At 37.0% G+C, this 24,250-nt stretch carries 22 protein-coding genes and 1 tRNA gene; 15 read left to right on the forward strand and 8 right to left on the reverse strand.

Translation table 11 applies throughout. The features are described 5' to 3' along the window. Positions 1 to 13 precede the first annotated feature (13 nt). The 6 genes from rpsU to M997_RS15695 all read left to right on the forward strand — a co-directional run bounded on the left by rpsU (position 14) and on the right by M997_RS15695 (position 6,439). Positions 14 to 229, forward strand: coding sequence for a 30S ribosomal protein S21 (rpsU, locus tag M997_RS15670; protein WP_001144069.1), 216 nt, complete (start codon positions 14 to 16; stop codon positions 227 to 229). 113 nt (positions 230 to 342) lie between these two features. Further along, complete coding sequence (dnaG, locus tag M997_RS15675) at positions 343 to 2,091, forward strand: DNA primase (protein ID WP_064721051.1); 1,749 nt, start codon at positions 343 to 345, stop codon at positions 2,089 to 2,091. Between the two features lie 183 nt (positions 2,092 to 2,274). Continuing rightward, the gene (rpoD, locus tag M997_RS15680) at positions 2,275 to 4,131 is read left to right on the forward strand and encodes an RNA polymerase sigma factor RpoD (RefSeq protein WP_064721052.1); all 1,857 of its coding nucleotides are present in this window, start codon (positions 2,275 to 2,277) and stop codon (positions 4,129 to 4,131) included. A gap of 332 nt (positions 4,132 to 4,463) precedes the next feature. Next, positions 4,464 to 4,540, forward strand: a tRNA-Ile gene (locus M997_RS15685). 735 nt (positions 4,541 to 5,275) lie between these two features. Beyond that, entirely contained in the window at positions 5,276 to 5,635 is a 360-nt protein-coding gene (locus M997_RS15690; RefSeq protein ID WP_064721053.1) for a hypothetical protein, read from the forward strand. A gap of 87 nt (positions 5,636 to 5,722) precedes the next feature. Further along, a complete protein-coding gene (locus M997_RS15695) occupies positions 5,723 to 6,439 on the forward strand; it encodes a scabin-related ADP-ribosyltransferase (RefSeq protein ID WP_064721054.1) in 717 nt (238 codons plus the stop codon). 236 nt (positions 6,440 to 6,675) lie between these two features. Here the strand turns inward: M997_RS15695 and M997_RS15700 are convergent, their stop codons facing one another. Then, positions 6,676 to 8,199: a methyl-accepting chemotaxis protein gene (locus M997_RS15700; RefSeq protein ID WP_064721055.1), complete on the reverse strand. Its 1,524-nt coding sequence runs from the start codon at positions 8,197 to 8,199 to the stop codon at positions 6,676 to 6,678. A 1,234-nt stretch (positions 8,200 to 9,433) separates the two neighbouring features. Here M997_RS15700 and M997_RS17535 point away from each other — a divergent pair. Continuing rightward, a complete protein-coding gene (locus tag M997_RS17535) occupies positions 9,434 to 9,577 on the forward strand; it encodes a fimbrial protein (RefSeq protein ID WP_156510829.1) in 144 nt (47 codons plus the stop codon). 77 nt (positions 9,578 to 9,654) lie between these two features. Here M997_RS17535 and M997_RS15705 read toward each other — a convergent pair whose 3' ends face one another. Beyond that, positions 9,655 to 11,181 carry a methyl-accepting chemotaxis protein gene (locus M997_RS15705; protein WP_064721128.1) on the reverse strand — a complete coding sequence of 509 codons (1,527 nt, stop codon included), beginning with the start codon at positions 11,179 to 11,181 and terminating at the stop codon, positions 9,655 to 9,657. 373 nt (positions 11,182 to 11,554) lie between these two features. Here M997_RS15705 and M997_RS15710 point away from each other — a divergent pair, with 373 nt between their 5' ends. Further along, positions 11,555 to 12,229, forward strand: a complete 675-nt coding sequence (locus M997_RS15710) for an HAD family hydrolase (RefSeq protein ID WP_064721056.1) — start codon at positions 11,555 to 11,557, stop codon at positions 12,227 to 12,229. 112 nt (positions 12,230 to 12,341) lie between these two features. Here M997_RS15710 and M997_RS15715 read toward each other — a convergent pair whose 3' ends face one another. From M997_RS15715 to M997_RS15740, 6 genes are all read right to left on the reverse strand, one after another. Beyond that, complete coding sequence (locus M997_RS15715) at positions 12,342 to 12,917, reverse strand: TerD family protein (RefSeq protein ID WP_064721057.1); 576 nt, start codon at positions 12,915 to 12,917, stop codon at positions 12,342 to 12,344. A gap of 82 nt (positions 12,918 to 12,999) precedes the next feature. After that, positions 13,000 to 13,578 carry a TerD family protein gene (locus tag M997_RS15720; RefSeq protein WP_064721058.1) on the reverse strand — a complete coding sequence of 193 codons (579 nt, stop codon included), beginning with the start codon at positions 13,576 to 13,578 and terminating at the stop codon, positions 13,000 to 13,002. 54 nt (positions 13,579 to 13,632) lie between these two features. Next, on the reverse strand, positions 13,633 to 14,673 hold the full coding sequence (locus tag M997_RS15725) for a TerC/Alx family metal homeostasis membrane protein (RefSeq protein ID WP_064721059.1): 1,041 nt from the start codon (positions 14,671 to 14,673) through the stop codon (positions 13,633 to 13,635). A 34-nt stretch (positions 14,674 to 14,707) separates the two neighbouring features. Next, a complete protein-coding gene (locus M997_RS15730) occupies positions 14,708 to 15,163 on the reverse strand; it encodes a tellurite resistance TerB family protein (RefSeq protein ID WP_064721060.1) in 456 nt (151 codons plus the stop codon). A gap of 25 nt (positions 15,164 to 15,188) precedes the next feature. Further along, entirely contained in the window at positions 15,189 to 16,361 is a 1,173-nt protein-coding gene (locus tag M997_RS15735; protein WP_064721061.1) for a TerD family protein, read from the reverse strand. Continuing rightward, positions 16,362 to 16,946: a TerD family protein gene (locus M997_RS15740; protein ID WP_064721062.1), complete on the reverse strand. Its 585-nt coding sequence runs from the start codon at positions 16,944 to 16,946 to the stop codon at positions 16,362 to 16,364. A 323-nt stretch (positions 16,947 to 17,269) separates the two neighbouring features. Here M997_RS15740 and M997_RS15745 point away from each other — a divergent pair, with 323 nt between their 5' ends. From M997_RS15745 to M997_RS15775, 7 genes are all read left to right on the forward strand, one after another. Further along, positions 17,270 to 18,337 (forward strand): ATP-grasp domain-containing protein, encoded by a 1,068-nt coding sequence (locus M997_RS15745; RefSeq protein ID WP_064721063.1) that lies wholly within the window; start codon positions 17,270 to 17,272, stop codon positions 18,335 to 18,337. 2 nt (positions 18,338 to 18,339) lie between these two features. Next, on the forward strand, positions 18,340 to 19,485 hold the full coding sequence (locus M997_RS15750) for a phosphoribosyltransferase domain-containing protein (protein WP_064721064.1): 1,146 nt from the start codon (positions 18,340 to 18,342) through the stop codon (positions 19,483 to 19,485). After that, a complete protein-coding gene (locus M997_RS15755) occupies positions 19,478 to 20,254 on the forward strand; it encodes an HAD family hydrolase (RefSeq protein ID WP_064721065.1) in 777 nt (258 codons plus the stop codon). The genes M997_RS15750 and M997_RS15755 overlap by 8 nt, the downstream gene beginning before the upstream one ends. After that, positions 20,251 to 21,327 carry a cysteine protease StiP family protein gene (locus tag M997_RS15760; RefSeq protein ID WP_064721066.1) on the forward strand — a complete coding sequence of 359 codons (1,077 nt, stop codon included), beginning with the start codon at positions 20,251 to 20,253 and terminating at the stop codon, positions 21,325 to 21,327. The genes M997_RS15755 and M997_RS15760 overlap by 4 nt, the downstream gene beginning before the upstream one ends. Next, positions 21,327 to 22,271: an HpcH/HpaI aldolase/citrate lyase family protein gene (locus M997_RS15765; RefSeq protein WP_064721067.1), complete on the forward strand. Its 945-nt coding sequence runs from the start codon at positions 21,327 to 21,329 to the stop codon at positions 22,269 to 22,271. Before M997_RS15760 ends, M997_RS15765 begins: the two co-directional genes overlap by 1 nt. Positions 22,272 to 22,583: 312 nt before the next feature. Continuing rightward, complete coding sequence (locus M997_RS15770) at positions 22,584 to 23,051, forward strand: hypothetical protein (RefSeq protein WP_064721068.1); 468 nt, start codon at positions 22,584 to 22,586, stop codon at positions 23,049 to 23,051. Between the two features lie 559 nt (positions 23,052 to 23,610). Further along, entirely contained in the window at positions 23,611 to 24,249 is a 639-nt protein-coding gene (locus M997_RS15775; protein ID WP_064721069.1) for a vWA domain-containing protein, read from the forward strand. Position 24,250 lies beyond the last annotated feature (1 nt).

Genomic DNA, 24,250 nt, shown 5'->3' on the forward strand with positions numbered 1-24,250 from the left:
AGGTGAGAGGCACATGCCGGTAATCAAAGTACGTGAAAACGAGCCATTTGACGTTGCTCTTCGTCGTTTCAAACGCTCTTGCGAAAAAGCAGGCGTATTAGCAGAAGTTCGTCGTCGTGAGTTTTATGAAAAACCAACGACTGAGCGTAAACGCGCTAAAGCATCAGCAGTAAAACGTCACGCTAAAAAATTAGCTCGCGAAAACGCACGTCGTACTCGTCTGTACTAATATTTTGCGGCTTATCCCGCAACTTATGCAGACACTGTAGTCGCAGTTAAAGGCCGTGCTTTCTCATGAAAGCGCGGCTTATTCTCGTTCAACAACAGGCGTAAAAAGGGCTTATGGCTGGACGAATTCCACGTTCATTTATCAATGATTTATTAGCTCGAACAGATATCATCGATCTTATCGACGCTAGAGTGCCGTTAAAAAAACAAGGCAAGAATCATTCAGCGTGTTGTCCGTTTCATAATGAAAAAACGCCCTCTTTCACAGTAAATAGCGACAAACAGTTTTATCACTGTTTTGGTTGCGGTGCGCATGGCAATGCTATTGATTTTTTAATGAATTACGACAGACTCGATTTTGTCGAAACGATTGAAGAGTTAGCAGCAATGCATGGGTTAGAAGTTCCTTATGAGTCAGGAACTGGTAGTAGCCCTATTGAACGACATATGAGACAAAATCTCTATCAAGTGATGGAGAAACTCAATCACTATTACAGCAGTATGCTAAATACGCCACAAGCACAAGAAGCAAGGAATTACCTTGCTAATCGTGGACTCAGTGAAGATGTTATTACTCGTTTCTCTATCGGATTTGTACCCGCAGGTTGGGATAATGTTCTCAAACGTTTTGGACAAAATGCCGATAATAAAACCCTACTTCTTGAAGCAGGTATGGTAATAACAAATGACAATGGTCGTACTTATGACCGTTTTCGACAACGGGTTATGTTTCCGATTCGAGATCGTCGTGGCCGAGTGATTGCTTTTGGTGGTCGAGTATTAGGTGATGATTTACCTAAATATTTAAACTCACCAGAAACAGAGATTTTCCATAAAGGACGTCAACTTTACGGACTTTATGAAGCACAACAATCTAATGATAACGTCACAAAGCTATTAGTTGTTGAAGGTTATATGGATGTTGTGGCATTAGCGCAGTTTGGTATTGATTATGCCGTTGCTTCGTTAGGCACATCAACAACAGCAGAACATATTCAGTTGCTCTTTAGGACAACAGATAACATTATTTGCTGCTATGATGGAGATAGGGCTGGACGCGATGCCGCATGGCGAGCATTAGAAACAGCGCTTCCTTTTTTAAACGATGGACGCTCATTACGTTTTATGTTTTTACCTGAAGGCGATGATCCTGACTCACTGGTTCGCCGAGAAGGCAAAGACGCATTTGAACAACGTATGGAGCAAGCACATTCATTATCAACATTTTTATTTGATTCACTGGTTCCACAAGTGGATCTTAGCACCCAAGAAGGTAATGGTAAGTTATATAGTTTAGCTCGACCATTAATAGATCAGATCCCAAGTGAAACCTTACGTCTTTATTTATTAAGGGAACTGGGAAGCTTAACGGGTAACCCTGATATTGAGCAAATGGATCGCTTATTTGGTAGAAATCCGGTAAATCACGAAAATGTTTATCAAGCAACTAAATTACGCACAACACCAATGCGTATATTAATTGCATTATTGATACAGAATCCGGAATTTTCTAAATTAGTTCCTCCACTTGAAGGGCTAAATGCTGAAAAAATTGCAGGTTTATCACTATTTATTGAATTAGTTTCTATTTGCCAAGCTCAGCCAGGCCTTAATACGGGGCAAATTATCGAACTCTATAGAGAGAATAAATTCGGTAAACAACTTGAAAAACTGGCCATGTGGAACGATATAGATATAGATGAAATTGCAGAAAAAACATTTACAGATACATTAGACCATCTATTTTTAACAGCAATGGATGAGCGACTAAACTCACTTATTGCCAAAGAAAGAACTGAAGGTCTGACACAAGATGAGCGCGAAGAAGTCCGTTTGATAATACAGGCGCGTGTCAGAAAGTAAAACCAGAATTAAGATTAAAAACACGGCTTAATTGCCGCTATCGGTAGGAAATAAACCTACATTTGCTACGCTGAGGGGACCGTAGCAATCGACATGAAAATGCCCCTCCGTAGTTATTGTTGGCTGAACAGTTATCGCCGACCGACACCAACCCAAATTACTTTGAAGTGTGGATACCGTCTTATGGAGCAAAACCCGCAGTCACAGCTGAAGCTACTTGTCACTAAAGGTAAGGAGCAAGGCTACCTGACCTATGCTGAGGTCAATGACCATCTGCCGGAAGATATCGTCGATTCAGATCAAATCGAAGACATCATCCAGATGATTAACGACATGGGCATTCAGGTTATGGAAGAAGCACCTGACGCCGATGATCTGATGCTGGCAGAAAATTCAAATGACACTGATGATGATGCGGCAGAAGCCGCAGCTCAGGTACTGTCTAGTGTAGAATCTGAGATTGGCCGTACAACTGACCCTGTGCGTATGTATATGCGCGAAATGGGTACTGTTGAACTGCTCACCCGGGAAGGTGAAATTGATATAGCAAAACGTATTGAAGATGGTATTAACCAAGTTCAATGCTCTGTTGCAGAATATCCTGAAGCTATTACCTATTTACTAGAACAATACGACCGTGTTGAAGCCGGTGAAGCTCGTCTTTCTGATTTAATTACTGCTTTCATCGATCCTAATGCTGAAGAAGTGGCAGAAAGCGAAGATGTTAATTTAGGTAAAGAAGACGAAGAAATCGCAAAAGATGCGGATGACGAGGATGAGGACGAAGACGAAGAGAGCGATAGCGACAGTGATAGCGATGATGATAACAGCATCGATCCTGAATTAGCGCGTCAAAAATTCTCAGAACTTCGTGAGCAATACGAAAAAACTCGTCAAACAATCAAAGCTAAAGGCCGCAACCATAAAGACACAGAAATTGAAATTTTACTGTTGTCTGAGATATTCAAACAGTTCCGTTTGGTACCAAAACAGTTTGATTATCTGGTTAACAACATGCGTGACATGATGGATCGTGTTCGTGCACAAGAAAGACACATTATGCGTCTTTGTGTTGACCAAGTGAAAATGCCTAAGAAAAACTTCATTACCTTGTTTACTGGTAACGAAACCAACGACACATGGTTTACTGCTGCTCGCGCAATGAATAAACCTTGGTCTGAAAAACTGGCTGGTATTGAAGAAGAAGTACAACGTAGTTTACAAAAGCTACAGCAAATTGAAGTTGAAACTGGACTGACTATCGAACAGGTTAAAGATATTAACCGTCGTATGTCTATCGGTGAAGCGAAAGCACGTCGTGCGAAAAAAGAGATGGTAGAAGCAAACTTACGTTTGGTTATCTCTATCGCCAAAAAATATACTAACCGTGGCCTACAGTTCCTTGACCTGATTCAGGAAGGGAATATTGGTCTGATGAAAGCGGTTGATAAATTTGAATATCGTCGTGGTTATAAATTCTCAACTTATGCAACATGGTGGATCCGTCAGGCTATCACTCGTTCTATCGCCGATCAGGCTCGTACCATTCGTATTCCGGTACATATGATTGAAACGATTAATAAACTGAATCGTATTTCTCGCCAAATGCTGCAAGAGATGGGACGCGAACCTTCACCAGAAGAGTTAGCAGAACGCATGCTGATGCCAGAAGATAAAATCCGTAAGGTACTGAAAATTGCTAAAGAGCCAATCTCCATGGAAACCCCTATCGGTGACGATGAAGATTCACATTTAGGTGATTTTATCGAGGATACTACTCTCGAATTACCACTGGATTCTGCGACATCAGAAAGCTTACGTTCAGCAACACATGAAGTGCTGGCTGGCTTAACATTACGTGAAGCGAAAGTCCTGCGTATGCGTTTTGGTATTGATATGAATACCGACCATACCTTGGAAGAAGTAGGTAAACAGTTTGATGTTACCCGCGAACGTATTCGTCAGATTGAAGCGAAGGCACTGCGTAAGTTACGCCACCCTAGCCGCTCTGAAGTCTTACGTAGCTTCCTAGATGAGTAATCTATGATTGTGTTTCACTAACTATCTTTAGTGACTGAAGCTCAAAATAAAACGCCTGTGAAATTTAAATCACAGGCGTTTTTTTATCATGAGCTCAATCATAGAAATAAAATGAACAAAAGCAGCTCCCCCTATTTTTATAAAAAAGAACCTTTTTATTTATATTTTTTCCACTCTTAATTATCGCTCACTCCACATCTCAACTATGTTATTGATATAACAGTTATTATTTTATTAATTATTTTCTCGTTTATATTGCACATTAATTGCGCATACAGTCATTCAAAGGCTAGACCTCGTGCCAAATGACACGTATAATCACACTCCATTAAGGCCCCTTAGCTCAGTTGGTTAGAGCACGCGACTCATAATCGCTTGGTCACTGGTTCAAGTCCAGTAGGGGCCACCAAATTTTAGCTGTTAAATCAGCACATCAAGCCACTTCCTAGTAAGTGGCTTTTTTGTTTTTATAGACAAATGGCGACAGAGTTTTTTATCTAGCTCTTCCGAAAGCCAAAAGTTATCGATTTTATTTAAAAATAATTAGTCGTAATAAATTTAATAATTAATAAAAAACAAACAGAATAAAAAAACCATTAAAAAACAATAAAGCCAGATAATCCATTCTCACCTACTCTATGTTAATCAAGCATCTCAAAAATAAATTTTATTAATTATTTCAGTTTCAAAAATATATAACCCACTGAAAAATAATATTCTCTAAATTGCTCTCACATAAAATATGGATAATCAATCTCACGTAAATACGAAATTTTTTTACTATTAATTCATCAATCTTTTATCATATTCTCTTTTACACCCCTCAAGTTTTATCTTTTTATTAATAGAATATTAAAATCCTTTTATCTACAAAAAATATTTTCCTCAGAAAAATACAACATATTATTTTTATATTCATCTATACTAGATAAAATCCTCAAACAACTCATTCACATTATAATTATTATTTTTCCACTACAATATATTAAAAATACATATTTTAAAAATAACCCACCTCTGTATATTTAAATCGCTTCCATTATATTGATGTACATACCACGCTCGACAATAAACATCTGTTATTAAATTAATGGAATAAGCAACAATCACATATAAATATCGTAAATAAACACAGAGGTTATAAATGAAAAATTTATTTATTATCGGTCTTCTTTCTTTTTCAGCATTATCATATGCCGGCGTTGATTTTGATGGTTATTGCAAAACCCTAAATGGAACTGTAAAAAATGGCAAAATTATCAGCCTCACGGTTGTAACTAATAGTTATAATAATGGGAAAAACCCAGTTTTAACCGCCAATATAAAATTTAAGCCTACAACTGGTGGTACATATCATTATGGTATTATATACAATGCAACTGCGCTTTACGATATAGCTAAGGTTTCATATCTGACACAAACAAATATAGCCATATGCGTTGGGAATGAAAACACGTTCCCTGGTAAAGATGCCCTATATATGATTGGATTATCAAAAAATTAATTACCTAAAAATACAAAAAATTATAATTAAATAAAAAGGAAAATAACATAACTCTATAAAGTATTTATAAAATCATAAGAGGTTATAATGAAAAAAATAATTTTAATTATATTATTTGTTTTATTTAATATACAACTATCACACGCAAGACCTGTCAGTAAAGTATATCGAGCAGATTCAAGACCACCAGAAGAAGTGTTTAAAAAAGGATTTTTTGCTTGGGGGAATAATCTTAATTTTCATGCTCATGTAAATGGTGTTTCAGGAAGAAGAGGAAGTAAAGACTCTGCATTTATTCCGACAACATCAAATTTTAAATCAAGTGAAAAATTCGCAAAAGATTTACTCAATGTTTCAACAGACAATAAATCTTATATATATCAAATAAGAGCTACGCATAATTTCTATTCAGCATTAGATACTGTCTATTATTATCATGATAAAATTGAGGAGCGTGTCAGTGACGTGCTAAGAGCCGTATTAACGGCAGAACAAGAATATTCTGCATATATGAATATTCCAAATCAATTAATAGAGCTTGTCACTATCTATACTAAAAAAGGGAGTGATATTATTCAAGAAACTATTACAAATCCTCATTATGCTGTAGAAACAACACAGTCATCAGTTGACCCATATAAAGGCTATACTCCATCAAAAATAAATAGTTTACCTCATCTTGTTATGGGATTATCCATGACAAATATAAATAATGAACTGGCGGAAGCTTCCGCAGTGCTTCCTTCATCTTCATTTACTTGGGGTTCCGTGCTAAGTACCGTTATGGAGGCTGCTGAATTATGATTAACGTATCAAATAAATCATTCATAAACTATCACGTTTCTAATGCTCCTATTTAGTAATATAACCTTATCTTTCTGGTTCATATCTGCAAATATGAACCAGATTTTCATGAAGGAATGTTCATCGTATTTGCCTTTTACAACGTATTCGCCTTTTACAAATAGTAAAACTCACTTCAATATTGCTATCAAAGTGAGCTTGTTTTTAATACGAACATTAAAGCGCTATTTCAAAAGTTAATATTGTTCTTTAATTTGAAACACTGACACTTTATCCGTTAGATTTTGTGCTTTCTCATCTAAAATCATTGTCGAAGTTGCAGCTTGTTCCACTAAAGCAACATTTTGTTGTACGACAGAATCCATCTGATTAATAGCAACTGCAATCTGCTCAATACCGACTTTTTGCTCTTCAGAGGCGATACTAATGCCTTGCATTAAGCTGCTCACTTGAGTGATTGAAGAAACAATCTCCTGCATATGAGCCCCCGTTTTATTTACAAGTTCTGTGCCTTGAGCCACATCCGTTACTGATGCTTTAATAATTTGATTAATTTCTCTAGCCGCATCTGCACTTCTTGCGGCTAAGTTTCTGACTTCCGTTGCAACAACAGTAAATCCACGCCCTTGCTCACCCGCACGAGCCGCTTCAACCGCCGCATTTAATGCCAGTATATTTGTTTGACTTGCAATGTTATTAACCACATCATTGATTTCAGCGACTTTTAATGTACCAATCTCGATTTTTTTCATCGAGTCAATGGCATCATTCATAATGTTTGAGCCATCAACGGCGAGTTCACGCGCTTGCGCAGTAATAGAATTAGCGAGCATCGCATTATCTGTGTTATTCACAACCGCTGTTTTTATCTCTTCCATACTCGCGGCTGTTTGCTGCAATGCACTTGCTTGTTCTTCTGTCCTTGATGAAAGATCTTGGTTGCCCGAAGCAATTTCCGCAGAACCTTTTTTAATCTCTATAGCATCTTCTTTAACAATTTTTATTGTTGAAGTTAATGCTTGTTGCATATCGCCCACGTTAGAGAATAAAACCCCAAATTCATCTTTTCTCTTTTTCGGTAAAGAGAAACTTAAATCCCCCTGACCAACTCTCGCTAAAATGTCAGACAGCGTATTAAGATTAAAAATAAAAGATTTATTCACCCAACGAACAACGCCATAAAGTAACGTTAACATAACCAGTAAGGCAATAATCGTTGAATAGATGGAAAGTTGCACCATCCACGCTTGTTGCGCTGCAATGCTATCATTAACACCTTTGGTGATAATAAAGTATTCATCAAATAAATCTGAAAGCCTATTAAAATCACCAGATAGATTTTTTTCTTGATAACTCATCGTGTCGATAGGGTCGATTAACTCATCGAGTAGCGCAAAGAATAATACAGATAGCTCTTCTGAATTTCGTTGAGCATCAGGGCTAATTTTTTTTACTTGCACCCAATGTGAAATCGTTGCTTTAGATTCAACTGCCAACTTTTTAGCTTCTGCAACAATAGCAGCTGTCGTCGTCTCTTTATTATCCATACTCTGCATTAACATAAGGTAATTAACATGAGAGCGAATCGTTGCTAACTCATATCTTGCCTCTTGAACATTGGTGAGTCGCGTATTCAATGAGTTAAGCGACTCAAAGTTATCTTGCATTTTATAAATAAAAAATGATGACAATGCCGACGACATTAAAAAAATTAGTAATAAAATAAGGGAACCAACTTTAGCCGATCTCTCTATACTCATGAAACTATCTACCTCAGTAATCAATTGATAAAACCCACTCTTATATCGGCAAGAAATAGATTTTATTTACTCATTAATCAGAATAATCGGTATATTTTTCCTTTTAATTTCTTCATCAGTGATTAAATTCAGAGTTTTACTCTGACATGGGATCCTCTTTTATTTTTATATCGCCCAATAACACAATCTTTTTCTATTATTTGCTAATTATTCGCTATTTGTTGGGCTCTTCAGCCTATTTTCTATATCATTAATTTTAAAAATCTTTATTTAACAATAGATTACATAAGATAAAATCAAAAAATTTTTCTAATGTAAATATTATTTCGCATACCTTAAGGTAAATTAATAACATTTTTCCCTGAGAAAAAACCAAGTAAAAACACCTAGCTCTTGATTTAAATAACATAGAAAACAGTCCTATTAAAGAAAGATATTTCTTATAAAGATTATTACGCTAGATCGATTTTTATAGTTATTGCTTTTAATAAAAAACGATAAAAAATAAAAATTCAATCATTTATTTTTATCATATAGTGCAAATTTAAAATTTGTTCAGAGTAATCTTACAACCACAATCTACAACCAATACACACAAAAAGAGTAATTTGTATTTCCGCAGTTTTAGATACATCACTTATTGTTCATCTGATAAGTAAAAAATAATAAATAGGCTTTCACTTTGCTAAGTGCTTACCATAAAAATAAAACATTTAATTATTTAAATTTAGATTCGGGAAATTATTTGCTACGGATAGCTTATATTTATTTATTGAAGTGTCGTTATTGATCCCCAGAGACTCATACCATGATAATTAATGGCGCAATTTATGTTAGATCTGATGCCTATAGGTTCTGTCCTTTATCAAGGTAAATAGATTACGAGAGTTATACCCGAAGCTATAAGTGTGGTTTTAACGTTCCTTAAACAGGGTTAGGAAATGTTCATTATTTAGAAAAACAAGAATTAAAAATGATAAATATAACAAGAACCCTTGCTATTAGTTCTGGTATTTCTGCCAATGTTTATAGAACCAATAACACTGCTCTTGGTATAGTATTTTATACAAATAGAAATAGCTTATGTTCTAAACTTTCTTAGAAAGGCCAACGTGTCCTTTCAAAAAAAGAGTTAGAAGGTATAACATATTGGGCGCACCCAGTATTAAATTGCTCATTAATTAAAATTGGCTCTATTCAACCCAGCACTTTTAATTTAACTAATATTGCAAGGATGCAACTTAATATAAATTATCCCGAAAAAGATAAAGCAGATACAGTCAATATTCCATTACGTGCACGTTATATTCGTACTGATGGCCGACTATCAGCAGGTTCAGCTAACGGTGCAGCCACTTTTATGATTGAATATTATTAATCGTTATTCTATTTACCATCACAGCCTAAAAATCTCACTCCAATAGAGTCTATCGGAGTGAATTATTTCAGTCTCAATTACGCTTGTTCCTCAATCTGAAATACCGCCACATTATCCATTAAAAGCTGTGCTTTCTCGTCTAACATCATGGTTGATGTCGCACTTTGATCAACCAATGATGCATTTTGTTGTACTACTGTATCCATCTGATTAATTGCGACTGCTATTTGTTCAATACCCAATCGTTGCTCTTCAGAGGCAAGACTTATTCCCTGCATAATTTTATTCACTTTGGTTATTGAAGAAACCATTGCCTCCATATGCTCACCGGTTTTATTCACCAACACAGTACCATGAGAAACATCCGCCATAGACTCCTTAATAATCTGATGGATCTCTTTTGCTGCTTCTGCACTTTTAGCCGCTAAATTTCTTACTTCGGCAGCAACAACCCTAAAACCTCGACCTTGGTCACCCGCTCTGGCCGCTTCCACCGCCGCATTTAAGGCTAAGATATTGGTCTGGCTCGCAATGCTATTAATCACATCATTAATTTCACCCACTTTCACAGCACCATTTTCTATTTTTTTCATTGAATTAATAGCATCTTTCATAATACTTGAGCCATCCATAGCAATGCTATTAGCTTCTGTGGTGATATCATTAGCCAATACTGTGTTTTCTGTATTATTAGCAACAGCTGTTTTTATCTCTTCCATGCTGGCAGCTGTTTGCTGCAATGCACTAGCTTGTTCTTCAGTGCGAGATGAAAGCTCTTGATTGCCTGATGCAATATCAGTTGCTTCTTTTTTCATCTCCAACGTCTCTTTTTTAACAGTAAAAATAGTCGACGTTAATGCACTTTGCATTTCACTAACATGTAAAAATAAAGTGCCAAACTCATCATCTCTCTTGTTTGGTAATGTGAAGATTAAATTACCTTCACCCACTTTCTTTAGTATTTCCGACAGTAAATTAAGATTAAAAATAAATGTTTTATTTACCCACCGAATAACAAGACATAAAAGAATTGATGTAATAACAAATAACAAAACAGTCGAAAAAACAGAAATTTTAGTCATTAATGACTGCTGAAAACTAATTGTGGCATTATTTTTTGAGGTAATAGTAAAGTAATTATCGAACAATGAAGACAGTTGATTAAAATCTGCAAGAAATACTTTATCGTTAAACACTAGTGAGCCTGTATTATTTAGCGATAATACTAGTTTATCAACAAGGCTATTAAATAATTTAGCGACTTTCTCTGCACTTTTTTGTGCATCATCAGTCATTTTTTTCTCTTTCACCCAATGGGCAATGATACTTTTTGATGTTGTTATAAGTAACTTATTTTGTTGAATAATTTCATCACGGTAAGCATTATTACTTTCTTTGTTTTGTATAAAACTGTTGATATTCGAGCGTATTATCGCCAAATTATATCGCGCTTCTTGTAGATCAATAAAACGCGTAGAGAGCGCTTCAACCTGAACAAAATTAGATTGCATTTTATAAATAAGAAAAGACGATACTCCTGATGAGATAAAAAATATTAACAATAATATCGCCGTGCCAACTTGAGATTTTCTTTTAATATTCACAATAAATTCCACCGCCATAATTGGATTAACTAAAACTTATTTCTTATCGGCTAAATTTCTTTTTAATTGAATAAACAAAAATAAATTCAAGTTATTATTTTAATTAATCTTATTATTTTTATATAATAAAAAAACTCTATTATTTATTTTATTCATCTTTTTAAAAAAATATTTAATAGATTATTAAAAAATTCGACAAATATTATTATTAATTAATAGCTAATATTTTATTAAGAATAAACATAATAAAACAATAAGAGCTTATCTAGCCGATTATCAACTACCGTTCTCTCCTCTACCTCATTTCTGCAACAATGATATAATAAGTAAAATTTTCTTCGAACCCTGATGATTTACGGAGCTTAACTCTACTATGCAACCTCAGTTTGAAAACTCAAAAAACACCGTAAAAACGTTATCAGTGTTTGATTTTGATGGCACGCTAACCTATCACGACAGCTTTATTCCTTTTTTAAAGTTTGCTTTTGGAAAACGTAAATTTTCACGCCGTTTAATCAAAATGGTGTTGCCAACATTACGTTGTTTTAGACGCAAACTGACGCGTGATGAATTAAAAGAAGTGTTAATAAAAACCTTTTTAACCAACATTGATGAAAAATGGTTAAAAGAGAAAGCAGAGGCCTTTTGCCAACTTTATTGGGCTAAATTAATGCGCCCTAAAGGACTGATTGCCGTTGCCGAAGAAGTGAATATTGGTGCTGAAGTCACGATTTGTTCTGCATCACCAGCAATGGTGCTACAACCTTTTGCAGATAAATTAGGCATCAAACTTATTGGCACTCAACTTGAAGTCATTGATGGTAAATTAACAGGCAAAATTATTGGTAATAACTGCCGCTGTGGTGAAAAAATACAGCGTTTAGAAGGTATTTATGGCGATTTAACTCAATACCATTTAAGGGCATGGGGTGATTCGCGCGGTGATCATGAATTGCTGTTAGCTGCTCAAGATCCTCATTGGCGTCATTTTCATACAAAAAACACACAGGCTAAAAAATCGCCAATCAAAGTGACTGTAAAAAAATAACCGGCAATCAACATATAACGAGTAATAAAGCGATTAAAATAAATAGCCCCCGTTTTAAACGAGGGCTTTTTTATGTAATGCTTAATTAATAAACAATAATCAACACATTAACTTAGATATTAACACCGTGCTGTGCGGCTAAAGCACCTAAACCACCTGCAAAACCTTGGCCTACGGCTTTGAATTTCCACTCTTCGCCGTGGCGATATAACTCACCAAAAATCATCGCAGTTTCTGTTGATGCATCTTCAGAAAGGTCAAAACGAGCAATCTCAGTATTATTGTCGTTATTATAAACGCGCATAAAACTGTTGCTTACCATACCAAAGTTTTGTTTACGGTTTTCAGCATCATAAATAGTCACTGCGAATACCAGTTTTTTCACTTCAGCAGGGATTTTTGACAAGCTGATTTTGACTTGTTCATCGTCGCCATCGCCTTCCCCAGTACGGTTATCTCCTTGGTGTTCAACGCTGCCACATGGGCTGACTTTGTTGTTGAAGAAGATAAAACTTGCGTCTGAAAGTACTTTTCCATCTTCACCGACCATGAATACTGACGCATCTAAATCGAACTCAGCGCCATCAGTCACGCGGGCATCCCATCCTAAACCAACCATTGCAACAGTCATTGCTGGTGCTTCTTTAGTTAGTGAAACATTACCACCTTTAACAAGGGAAACTGCCATATCAAAGCTCCTACTTTATTGAGTAAACTGGCAGCCATTTATTTATAATGGCTGTCAGTGATTAATATCTCATAACAATCTATCAAGAGGCATTGATGCCGTATTGTGCGCATACAGAGCCTAAACCACCAGCATAACCTTGACCAACAGCACGGAATTTCCACTCTGCGTTATGGCGATACAGTTCACCAAATAACATCGCGGTTTCTGTTGATGCATCTTCAGTTAAGTCATAACGAGCGACTTCAATTTGATCGTCATCATTAACTAAACGAATGAATGCACCTGATACTTGGCCAAAACTTTGGCGACGCGCTTGAGCATCATGGATAGTGACAACAAAGATAATCTTATCGACATCAGTTGGGATCATATCTAATTTGATTTTCAGTGCTTCATCATCACCGTCGCCTTCACCAGTACGGTTATCGCCAGTGTGAACAACAGAACCATCAGCTGATCTTAAGTTGTTATAAAAAATGAAATCGGCATCGCTACGCACTTTTCCATTCGCTGCTAACAAAAATACAGATGCATCTAAGTCAAAATCTTGACCATCTGTAGAACGGGCATCCCAACCTAGTCCGACAAGGACGTTTTTCATCGTTGGGGCTGCTTTGCTCAGAGAGACATTACCACCTTTAGAAAGAGAAACGCTCATTTTTTAACCTCTTTAATTTTAGATTTTTATATTCTGATTTCTCAAGAATATTGATTATTCTTTTTTACCTTCATCTTCCTTTTTCTCTGGGAATACAAAGCTTGCAATAATTCCAAGAGCTAAAACACCAAGTACTACAAACAGACTGGTTGTCGCGGAGATGCTATATCCATGCTGCCAGATATGGTCGGTTGCATTCAAACCAAGTTTTGCAGCAATAAAGAACAACAGCACAATAACCGCTTTTTCAAGGTAAACAAGGTACTGTTTTAACGCTTCCAACACAAAGTAGAGCGTACGTAAGCCTAAGATTGCGAACATCATTGCACTATACACAATAAGTGGTTCACGGCTTACTGCGATAATAGCGGGAACAGAGTCGAAAGCAAACATCACATCAGAAAGCTCTACGACAGCAACACACAACATTAATGGTGTTGCATATAATGCCGCTTTGGTACCGCGCCCTATCGTAACATCTTTGTTTTCTGGCTTAGCCAGCTCAACATCAACTTCTTTTTGTGTTAATAAGAAAGCGTGACCACTGATTTTTGGCCATATCGGGAAAAATCTTTTTACTAAGCGGTAAGCGAGATGTTGTGAGTAATCTTCAATTTCTTCACTCTCATTACCACTTTTCAGCATCATGACTGCCGTCCAAGCAACAATTAGCGCAAATACAACTTCAACATATGGCCCTAAACTTAATAGTCCTGTACCGATAGCAACGAAAATTCCACGGAAAACGATAGCCCCGATAATCCCCCAATAAAGCACACGGTGGCGGAAGCGATCTGGCACTGCAAACCATGAGAAAATAGCCATCATGACAAACAGGTTATCAACAGAAAGTACTTTTTCTAACGCATAACCCGTTACAAATAGGCTGGCGACTTCTGAACCATGATGAATGTAAAGGAATCCTGCGAATACCATTGCAATGGCAACCCAGAATAACGACCAAAATATGGCATTCTTCAATGAAACCGGCTTATCTGCTCTGTGCATAAATAAGTCGATAAAAATAGCGCCAATCGCAAGTACGATAAAAACAATGACAGTTTCTGTCGGAAAACCAATATGTGTGGATACCATAATAATTCCTGGACGGTTCCCTATATTAAATTAATTACAAACCAAACTCTGCGGGCTCAAAACCTAATGCAATAGCAATAGCACGCACAGCCTCTTTTTCATCATTGTCAAAATCACCATCGCTTTTCGCAACAGCGATACCAACACGAATAGCTAATTGCGCAGCTTCTGGCTGATCTTTCATCGCCAAAATATACTTCATCGTTTCACCTTTACCGATTTCAGTATCAAACTCGAAACTCGTAATTAACTTATTAAAGAATTCGATAACTTCGGAAGTATCAAATACCTTAAGTTCATCCGATGCTTTTAAAAAACCCAACATCTTCTGTTTTTCTTCTGAACTTACACCGTCACTCGCAATCGCGATTCGAGCACAAACGGCAACGGTACCTTGCATAAACTTTTTGTTTTTAAAGCGATTAACTTGTTTAGCTAACTCAGAACGACCTGAATTAAAACCTTCTTTTAATTTATTGAAAAAACTCATGTTGATTTTCCTTTTATCGACTAGATCACTTAGAACCGGCTGTCCAGCGAAATCCCCACCCATAGGCATTATCCATATCACGGTGGCCTTTAAAAAACTCATTAAGACGTTCAACTTTTATCGAGCCGTTCTCGTTAACTAATCGAGCAATGGCACACATACCTCGGCCATTATTACCATCAGTTAAACGCGTTTCGATAGGTGGTTGGTCAGGTACATGAATGGTGACGACACCATCTGTTTTACTCCAATTTGGTACGCCTTCATAAATAAAAGCAAAAATCAGCACTTGCTTAATATTCTTCCATTCGCGCCCATTAACGAAGATCCACTCACCACCAGAAATATCACCTGTACGATCATCACCTTGTAACTCAACATAAGGCTCACGTTGGAAATCACCAAAACCGTTGCCTAATGCTTGAATAACCGATTTATAACCTTGTTGTAATTCAACAAATGCACCGATATCTAAATCTATACCTTTATTGCCACCAAACAAGCCACCAAGTAATCCTGAGTTATTGCTCTTTTCACGGTGCCAATTCAAGTTGATGCGAATTTTGCCGAAATCATCACGCTTTGTAAGGCTAATAGCAGGCTTTTCTTTAGTTAAAGAAACTTTGCTTAAATTCACACTACTTGGTGTTGGTACTGGAGTCGGTGCTGCTGGAGCCGGAGCCGGCGCTGGCGCTGGCGTAGGATCAGCAATATCAACACCAAAATGCTCAGCTAATGGTTTTAAACCACCATTAAACCCTTGTGCGATAAATCTAAATTTCCAGCTATCATTACGACGATATAATTCACCTAAAATTAACGCCGCTTCTTGGCGTCCATTTATTTCAACATTACCATTGGCAACCACTTCATTGTTGGCATCAACTTGAATAGAGAGTCGTTGTAAATTCGCAATAGTTTGTTGTCCGTCGCACGTTGCTGTAAAAGCAATTTTATCAACATCAGGGCGTAAACGAGTTAAATCAACCGTAAACGAAGTGCTATTTCCTGAAGTTGCATAAATAATAGTACGGTCATCATTTGCTGTTTGACCATAAAACACCATATCCGCATCACCTTTGACTTTACCTGAAGCGAAAAGTCTAAACGCAGAAGCATCAACAGCTGCGCCAGATTGAATACGGACAATTAATGTTTGCGTCGGTACAGGAAGATTCCCGCCGGGTGTCATATTCATTTATCGCACCACCGTAGCCAAAATATCAGGCATCATGTCGTTAATTACGCGGCCTCGACAAGGCGCACCATAAGCGGTGAAGTCCCACTGTCCACCATTGCGTTGTAGCGCAGCAATAACGATACCAGTATGAGAACCTTGTTCAGTTAACTTGTAATGAGCAAGTTCTTTGCTTGTTGTTTTATCAACAACACGGCAAAAAGCATTTTCAACTTCATTAAATGTCTGCCCACGGAAGCTATTTACCGTAAAAACCAAGTATTCAACATTGCTTGGTAAACGATTTAAATCGACAAAAATTGTTTCATCATCACCATCGCCATCACCCGTTAAATTATCGCCTGAATGAACAACCGACTGACAGCTTGATTTTAGTTTACGAAACCAAATGGTATCGATTTGATGACCAGAGGCATCAAGCAAAACACAGCTGGCATCTAAATCAATAGAACCACCACCACCGAAAAGACCACCGAGAAATCCTTTTTTCTTAATCGGATCCCAGCCTAAACCAAACATTAAATGACTCAGTGTAGGTGCTTGTTTACTGAGAGAAACGGTTTGATTCTTGCTTAATGAAACCATAATTAACTTCCTTCAGAGGTAGAGTGAAATAACAAAGCCTTTTGCATTTAAATCTTTATGATGAAAATCATCATATCATGATGAAGTAGTTGAGCAAGTTTATTTTTACAACTCCAGATTAAAGTTTTGTCAATTTGTTGATATATAATGTATTTTTATTATTACAACCACTCGAAAATTAAGAATAACCCCAACAGCAATCAGATAAATTATTAGTTTTAAACTTATGTGAAATAAATCATATTATGATTGACACTAATCAAAGGAAACATCATGATTGTAGGATAAGTTTTCTAGCAACCTATCTCACGGTATAAAGATTAATGAACAACACGATTTGGTTAATGGAAGGGTTATCTTCCCAACGCGATATAATTCAAAGTGTTAAACGCTTTGCAGATCAACAACACCAAAAAATTACGTTGTTGGCTTCTCATCGTCATCCACGAAATGAGATTTTATCGCTAGCTGATAATGCTTTTTATGAACCTCAAGATGAGTCTCAACGTCTCGCATTTATCGTAGATACGGTTAAAAAACACCATGTCGATGCCATACATACCGGGCGAAACTGCGCATGGTTTGAAAACCATCGTAACGACATTGAATCATTAGGTGTTAAATTAACAACAGGCGCAACTAACCTTGACCAACTGCAACTTGCGGATGATAAAGTCGCATTTGCGCAAGCAATGGAACAATGTGGTTTACCTGTGGTGCCTTCTATTTGTATCACTTCTATTGATGAGCTAGAAAAGCAGCTTAAAAACCCCGTTTTTGGTGACACCCCTTTGTGTATCAAACCAGTAAAAGGCATCTATGGTATGGGTTTTTGGTGCTTTGATAACACGGTTTCACCAATGGCAATTTTTAGTCATCCTGAAAATCGCCGAGTAAATCCTCAGCAATATCTTGATGCGCTAAAACAAGTTGAACACTTTGAGCCAATGGTGCTCATGCCTTATTTACCAGGGCCTGAATATTCTGTAGATATGGTAGTTGAACAAGGCGAGGTCATTGCAGCAGTCGCTCGTCGTAAAGAAGGGGCGATTCAGCACCTAGAAATCTCTGGTGAAGCTTATGAGTTGGGCAAAGCTTGTGCCACAGCGATGAAAGCCGACGGGATTGTAAATGTGCAAACCCGTAATAATCATCAAGGCCGTCCTCTTTTACTTGAAATCAATATGCGTCCTTCTGGCGGTATTGGTTATACCCAGCATTGCGGCATCAACCTTGCCGGAATTTTTGCCCTACGCCAATTAAATTTAATGAGTGTTGAAGCGGCAAAAGCTGAAAGTAGCCATTTTTCACCAACAAAAATACGTTCAATCACCGATTCTGTTGTGTTTAATTCCACACTGACAAACTTAATAAGTACGGATAATAATTAATAATGAATAGTATGACTGACCCTTTAGTTTACCGTCGTCATCTTACCTGTGGCACATTAAGCGTAACGCCAAATTGCCCAATAGAGTTACTTGATGAGTTATTTGATATTGCTGAAAGACGCAATCCTAAACGTGCTTTCCTTTTTGTAAGTAAAGTATTAGGTCGTCATATTCCAGTTTCACCTAACACCATGCGCAGTATTTACCAAAAAATTGCTACGCAATTTCCTGACACTCTTGAAGGCCCTGTGCTTTTCATTGGCATGGCAGAAACAGCAGTTGGCCTTGGCGCTGGCATTTTTGATGAAGTCAGAAATCGTTATAACAATGCGGTGTACTTAACATCAACTCGTCACCCAATTGATCATGCTGATTTACTGTGTGAGTTTAAAGAAAATCACAGCCATGCCACTGATCACTTGCTCTATTTACCGCAAAATACACAGCAACGTCAATGGGTGCAACAAGCGCAAACTGTTGTATTAATTGATGATGAAGCCACCACGGGCAATACCTTTATCAATTTACTTTCTGCACTACGCGAAGATGGCGGCCTATGTCAGATAAAACAGGTTATCACAGTTACACTGACCGATTGGAGTGAAAACGCTATCGCACAGCGTTCACCATTACCGGTAAAAACTATTTCATTAGTACAAGGAAAATGGCTCTGGGAAGCCAACCCTGATGCACCGTTACCAATAATGCCGAATGTAAATGTGACCGCATCTGGCCATGTCGCCATTACCGGAAAACAGAGCTGGGGGCGTTTAGGAATGACAACGCCTGCAAATGATTTGGGCGCATCTGTTCAAGCATCAGAAAATGAAAAAATTCTTGTTTTAGGATCTGGCGAGTTTGTCTGGGAACCATTCTTACTTGCTGAACGCCTTGAAAAACAAGGTGCATCAGTGAAATATAGCTCAACGACGCGCTCACCAATTGCAACCAATTTTGCTATTCAGTCAGCAATTACATTTACAGATAACTATGGTTTAGGTATTCCTAATTTTGTATATAACGTTGCTCACCAGCAATTTGATCGCATAATTCTTTGCTGCGAAACGCCAACTCAGAGCGTAGATCCTCAGCTTATTAATGCACTACAAAAAGTGGCGCCTATTGTCGAGGTGCTAAGTTATGACTAAACCGGTTATTTTTTCTGACTTAGACGACACATTATTTCAAACGCGTCGCAAAATGGTTGATGAACTTAATTTAGAGCCTTACCAAACTGGTGCGCTTGATAGAAGCTTACAACCTCGTAGTTTTATGACTGAAGAACAAGCCATGTTAGTAAATTGGTTGCTGGAACACGCTGATTTAATCCCCGTTACCGCACGCGGTACAGAAGAAATCAGCCGTGTTTCTATTCCGTTTCGTTCTTGGTCGATAACCACTCATGGAGCCGTCATATTAACCCCTGAAGGTAAAGCAGATAAACAGTGGCAAGCGATGATTACTCAACATCTTTCGGCTTATACTCAACGTTTACTTACCTTACAAAAATTTATTACTGATGTAATGGCAAAACGTCAAATCGATGGTTGGGCACGAATTAACTATGAATATGGTGATTTACCTATTTATTTAGTGATGAAACATAATGACAGCACAAAACTCGATGAACTGAATGCTATAGGTGATGAGTTAGAAGAAACCCTCTCAACCGATGGCTTTTATATTCATCGCAACAGTAACAATATTGCGTGGCTACCTGAACCGATAGAAAAAGGAAAAGCGGTCACTTATTTGCTCGATAAATTAAAAGCTGAGCGAGGTATTTTTCCCGTTATTGGCTTAGGTGATAGCTTAAGTGATCATCGCTTTATGAAATTATGTAGCTGGTTTGGTGTACCTCGTCAAAGTCAGTTTGCAGATGCCATTAATAGCAAAATTTTTGGAGAACAAGCATGATGGATCATAAGCCTTTTTCAGGCTCTTATTTATCGGGTGATGTCGATTTTCTACTGCAACCCGTCAATATTGAAATGACCCCTGTTGAAATAAAAGAAGAACTGATTCAATCAGGTAAATTTCACTATTCCGATATGTTAAGCCAAGAGCCAGAGCCGACTCAGTGGCATTTAGATCTGTTTGAAAAAGCACTTGAAACGGGTGCCTCTCGTTTAGCCAATGAAGTGGTTATGTTAGCGAAAGCGTTAATCCAGCGATTTGGTGATACGCCGATTATTTTAACTAGTTTAGTGCGTGCGGGCGTGCCTTTAGGGGTTATGTTGCAACAAACGCTTCGTAAAATGGGCAAAACCTCTTATCACTATGGCATCAGCATCATTAGAGATAGAGGAATTGATACCCAAGCACTTTCGTGGATAGAAGAACGTCACGGTACGCAAGGTATTGTTTTCGTTGATGGTTGGACGGGAAAAGGTGCAATCACCGGTGAGTTGATTCGTTCACTATCAGGAAGAAAAGGCTACCCAGCTCAACCCCGATTAGTCGTATTAGCTGACCCTTGTGGCTGCGCATGGTTAAGCGCTAGCGATGAAGATTGGCTAATCCCTTTTGGTATTATGGGGGCACCTGTTTCTGGTTTGATTTCACGCTCAATTTGGACTCAACAAGGTTTTCATGGTTTTGTAAACTGCCAACACCTAAAACAATACGAGTGCAGCCGCTATCTAGTCGATACCGTAGCCAAATCTATTGATAAGCTTGATATCCCAAATGTGGATATTGCGACTTTCAAAGAACAACAGTCAGATTTAAAAAAACTTAGCGAAAACGTCGTTAGTTCACTTGCAAAAAAATATGATATTTCAAATATCAATCGTATAAAACCCGGTATTGCTGAAGCCACACGCGCCGTATTACGCCGTGTACCCGATCATGTTTTAGTGAGAAAAATAACAGATCCCGATGTTGCCCTGCTGGTTTATCTCGCTCAGGAAAAAAATATCGCTGTTATCGAGGCTGGAGATGCTATCGGACAATATCGTGCAGTGACTATCATTAAAAAGGTGAAATAATGATTGAACGATTATCCCCTTGGAATTTAGGGGCAACACTCTATATGCCAGCAACACGTACTGACATTGCACAGACTGTTATTAATCAAAAAATTGCAGGATTACGCTCACTTATCATCTGTTTAGAAGATGCGGTAAGTGAAGCAGATATTCCTGTTGCATTACAGAATTTAAAAACGCTGTTAAACACCTTGGCACAAAGCAAGAAAAACAGTGATTGCAGCCATTGGCCACTGCTTTTTATTCGCCCTCGTCATACCGAAATGGGCCAATGGATCACTAACAATTTAGACCTCAGCGCTATTGATGGTTTTGTATTGCCTAAATTTACTCAAGCGTCGCTACCCGTTTGGTGGGACATCATGGAAAACACACATTTGTGTATGATGCCAACCCTTGAAACTGAAGAAGTATTTGATGTTATTCAAATGACTGAACTGGCAAATTTGCTACTTACTCATCCTTGTCATAATCGAATTATTGCTTTGCGTATTGGTGGAAATGACTTAATGAATGTGATTTCCCTGAGAAGAAATCGTCATTTAACACTTTACGATGGCCCTATGGGATATGTCATAAAAATGCTAGTGGCTGTATTTGGTGCTCGTCAGTTTGCACTAACAGCTCCTGTTTGCGAGCATATTGATGATCACCAAATTATGGATAAAGAGCTCGCACTTGATATCGCGAATGGCCTTGTTGGTAAAACGGCAATTCATCCAAAACAGATCCACAAAATTGAGCAAGCATTAATGGTTTCTCAATCGGATCACTCAGATGCATTACGTATATTAAACTCCACACAAGCGGTGTTTAAATCTCAAGGTGCAATGTGCGAACCCGCAACACATCGTCGCTGGGCGCTAAGTGTTTTAACAAGAGCAAAAATTTATGGCATTATGCCTAATCAACAAAATAATGCTCAGCGCTTTAATGTCACGTGATATTAATTTTTATCGCTATTAATATTACGTTTAATATTTAAAATATCTTTTGTTGTTGATATTTATTTTGAATATATTTTACTTACACCGCTATAACTAAAGTTTTATTCTTTAGTTATAGCTCAATAAAAGAGCAATATTCTTTTATGTTGTAATGTTAAAAATAATATATTTTTTCACTTTACTTATTATTTTATACTATATTTAACATATGACTTATTTCAAATTATTCTTAAATAAAGAACATAAGAATATCAGATAATAATGTCTGAATGTTTTAACATACGAATTACAGATAAGTGGTAACTAAGCATGCAACTAAGCACTCGTCAGGTCAGAGTCTTTACACTGGCAACGCTTTTAAGCCCAGGGAAAAAGGTTCCAACAATTAAAATTATTTCAGCTCTTGAATGTTCAGAGCCTACGCTTACTCGTGTATTAAAAGAGATAAGAGACTCCTATGGTGCTGAAATAAAATACAGTAAATCCTCTCGTGCTTATCAAATGACTGAGCGCGGACAGCTTGATAACAAAACATTACGCCGTATGCGAGAAGCATTATCTGCACATGAAGAGCTGCGTCACCATGAAATGGCTAGTCGTGTTTATCTCGATAAAGATAAGAAAAAATCTGTTTCATTATCATTAAAAATGTCAGCATTACGTAAAATAGATAGGCTATCACATTTAAATGACTCAACACGAAGCGAAGCGGTTGAATTATTAGTTGATAACTATATTGAACACTTAATCCTTGCTGCATCACAAAAAGAAAAATAGTTATTCATTATCTGTTCATTTGATAAACTTGATATTTACCCCCCTCTAAATATCAAGTTATTTTATAATTATTATTAACTAATTATTGATTATTTTTAAATATCTTATATTAAAACTCTATTAACACCTTATTATAAAAAATAATTAATTAAATATAAATAATGATACTCATCAAATATTAATTATTATAATAGAATGCTATTATTTTAGTTAACCACATGCAACACAATGAAAAATAAGAAATTTAGTCTAAAATATTTATTTTTATTGTTTTGTGTTTTTTTTCTGATTTTTTATATCCTAATTTAGATTAAATTAACAACCCTCTTTATTAAATACTCGAAAAACGAGTATCAATAAAACAGAAAAAAGAAAATTTTAGTTTAATATTATTTTTATCTTTCTTTTTATAGGATCTTATTTCAGATTAATAATATTGGATGGTCATCACTGCCTTTTTACCTTATTTAAATTAAACTAAGCATAATCTCAATTGAAAGGATACGTGAATCAATTAGTATATTAATGCGTATTCCTATCTAAATTACAGGATAAATGCATGAGAAGATTGCCAGTTTACCTTTTGCTTGATACCTCCGGTTCTATGTATGGCGAGCCTATTGAGGCTGTCAAAAATGGCGTTGAAATGCTCCTATCAACATTGCGCCAAGACCCTTACGCGTTAGAAACAGCTTATATTTCAATCATTACTTTTAATTCATCTGCGCAACAAGTGGTACCACTCACTGATATCATCAATTTTAAATCACCAGAATTAACTGCAAGTGGCACTACAGCCCTTGGTGAAGCATTAACATTACTAACAAACTGCATTGAGCGTGAAGTACAGAAAACTACAGCTGAAACCAAAGGTGATTGGCGACCTATCGTATTTATCATGACAGATGGCGCACCCACAGATGAGTGGAAAAAAGGCATAGAAAAATTCAAAACAGCACGAACAGGTGTTGTCATTGCATGTGCTGCTGGGCAAGCTGCTCAAACCGATATTCTTAAAAATATTACCGAAATTGTATTGCAGTTAGATACCGCAGATCCCTCGACTATAAAGTCATTCTTTAAGTGGGTTTCTGCCAGTATTTCCGTAGGTAGTCAGAAAGTTGATCTCAGCAAAAAAGATATCAGCAATCTTGATGACTTACCGCCACCGCCTCCAGAGGTTAATGTTGTACTTTAAA

Origin of the sequence: Proteus hauseri ATCC 700826, from assembly GCF_001654965.1 — a bacterium.
Taxonomy (GTDB): Bacteria; Pseudomonadota; Gammaproteobacteria; order Enterobacterales; family Enterobacteriaceae; genus Proteus; species Proteus hauseri.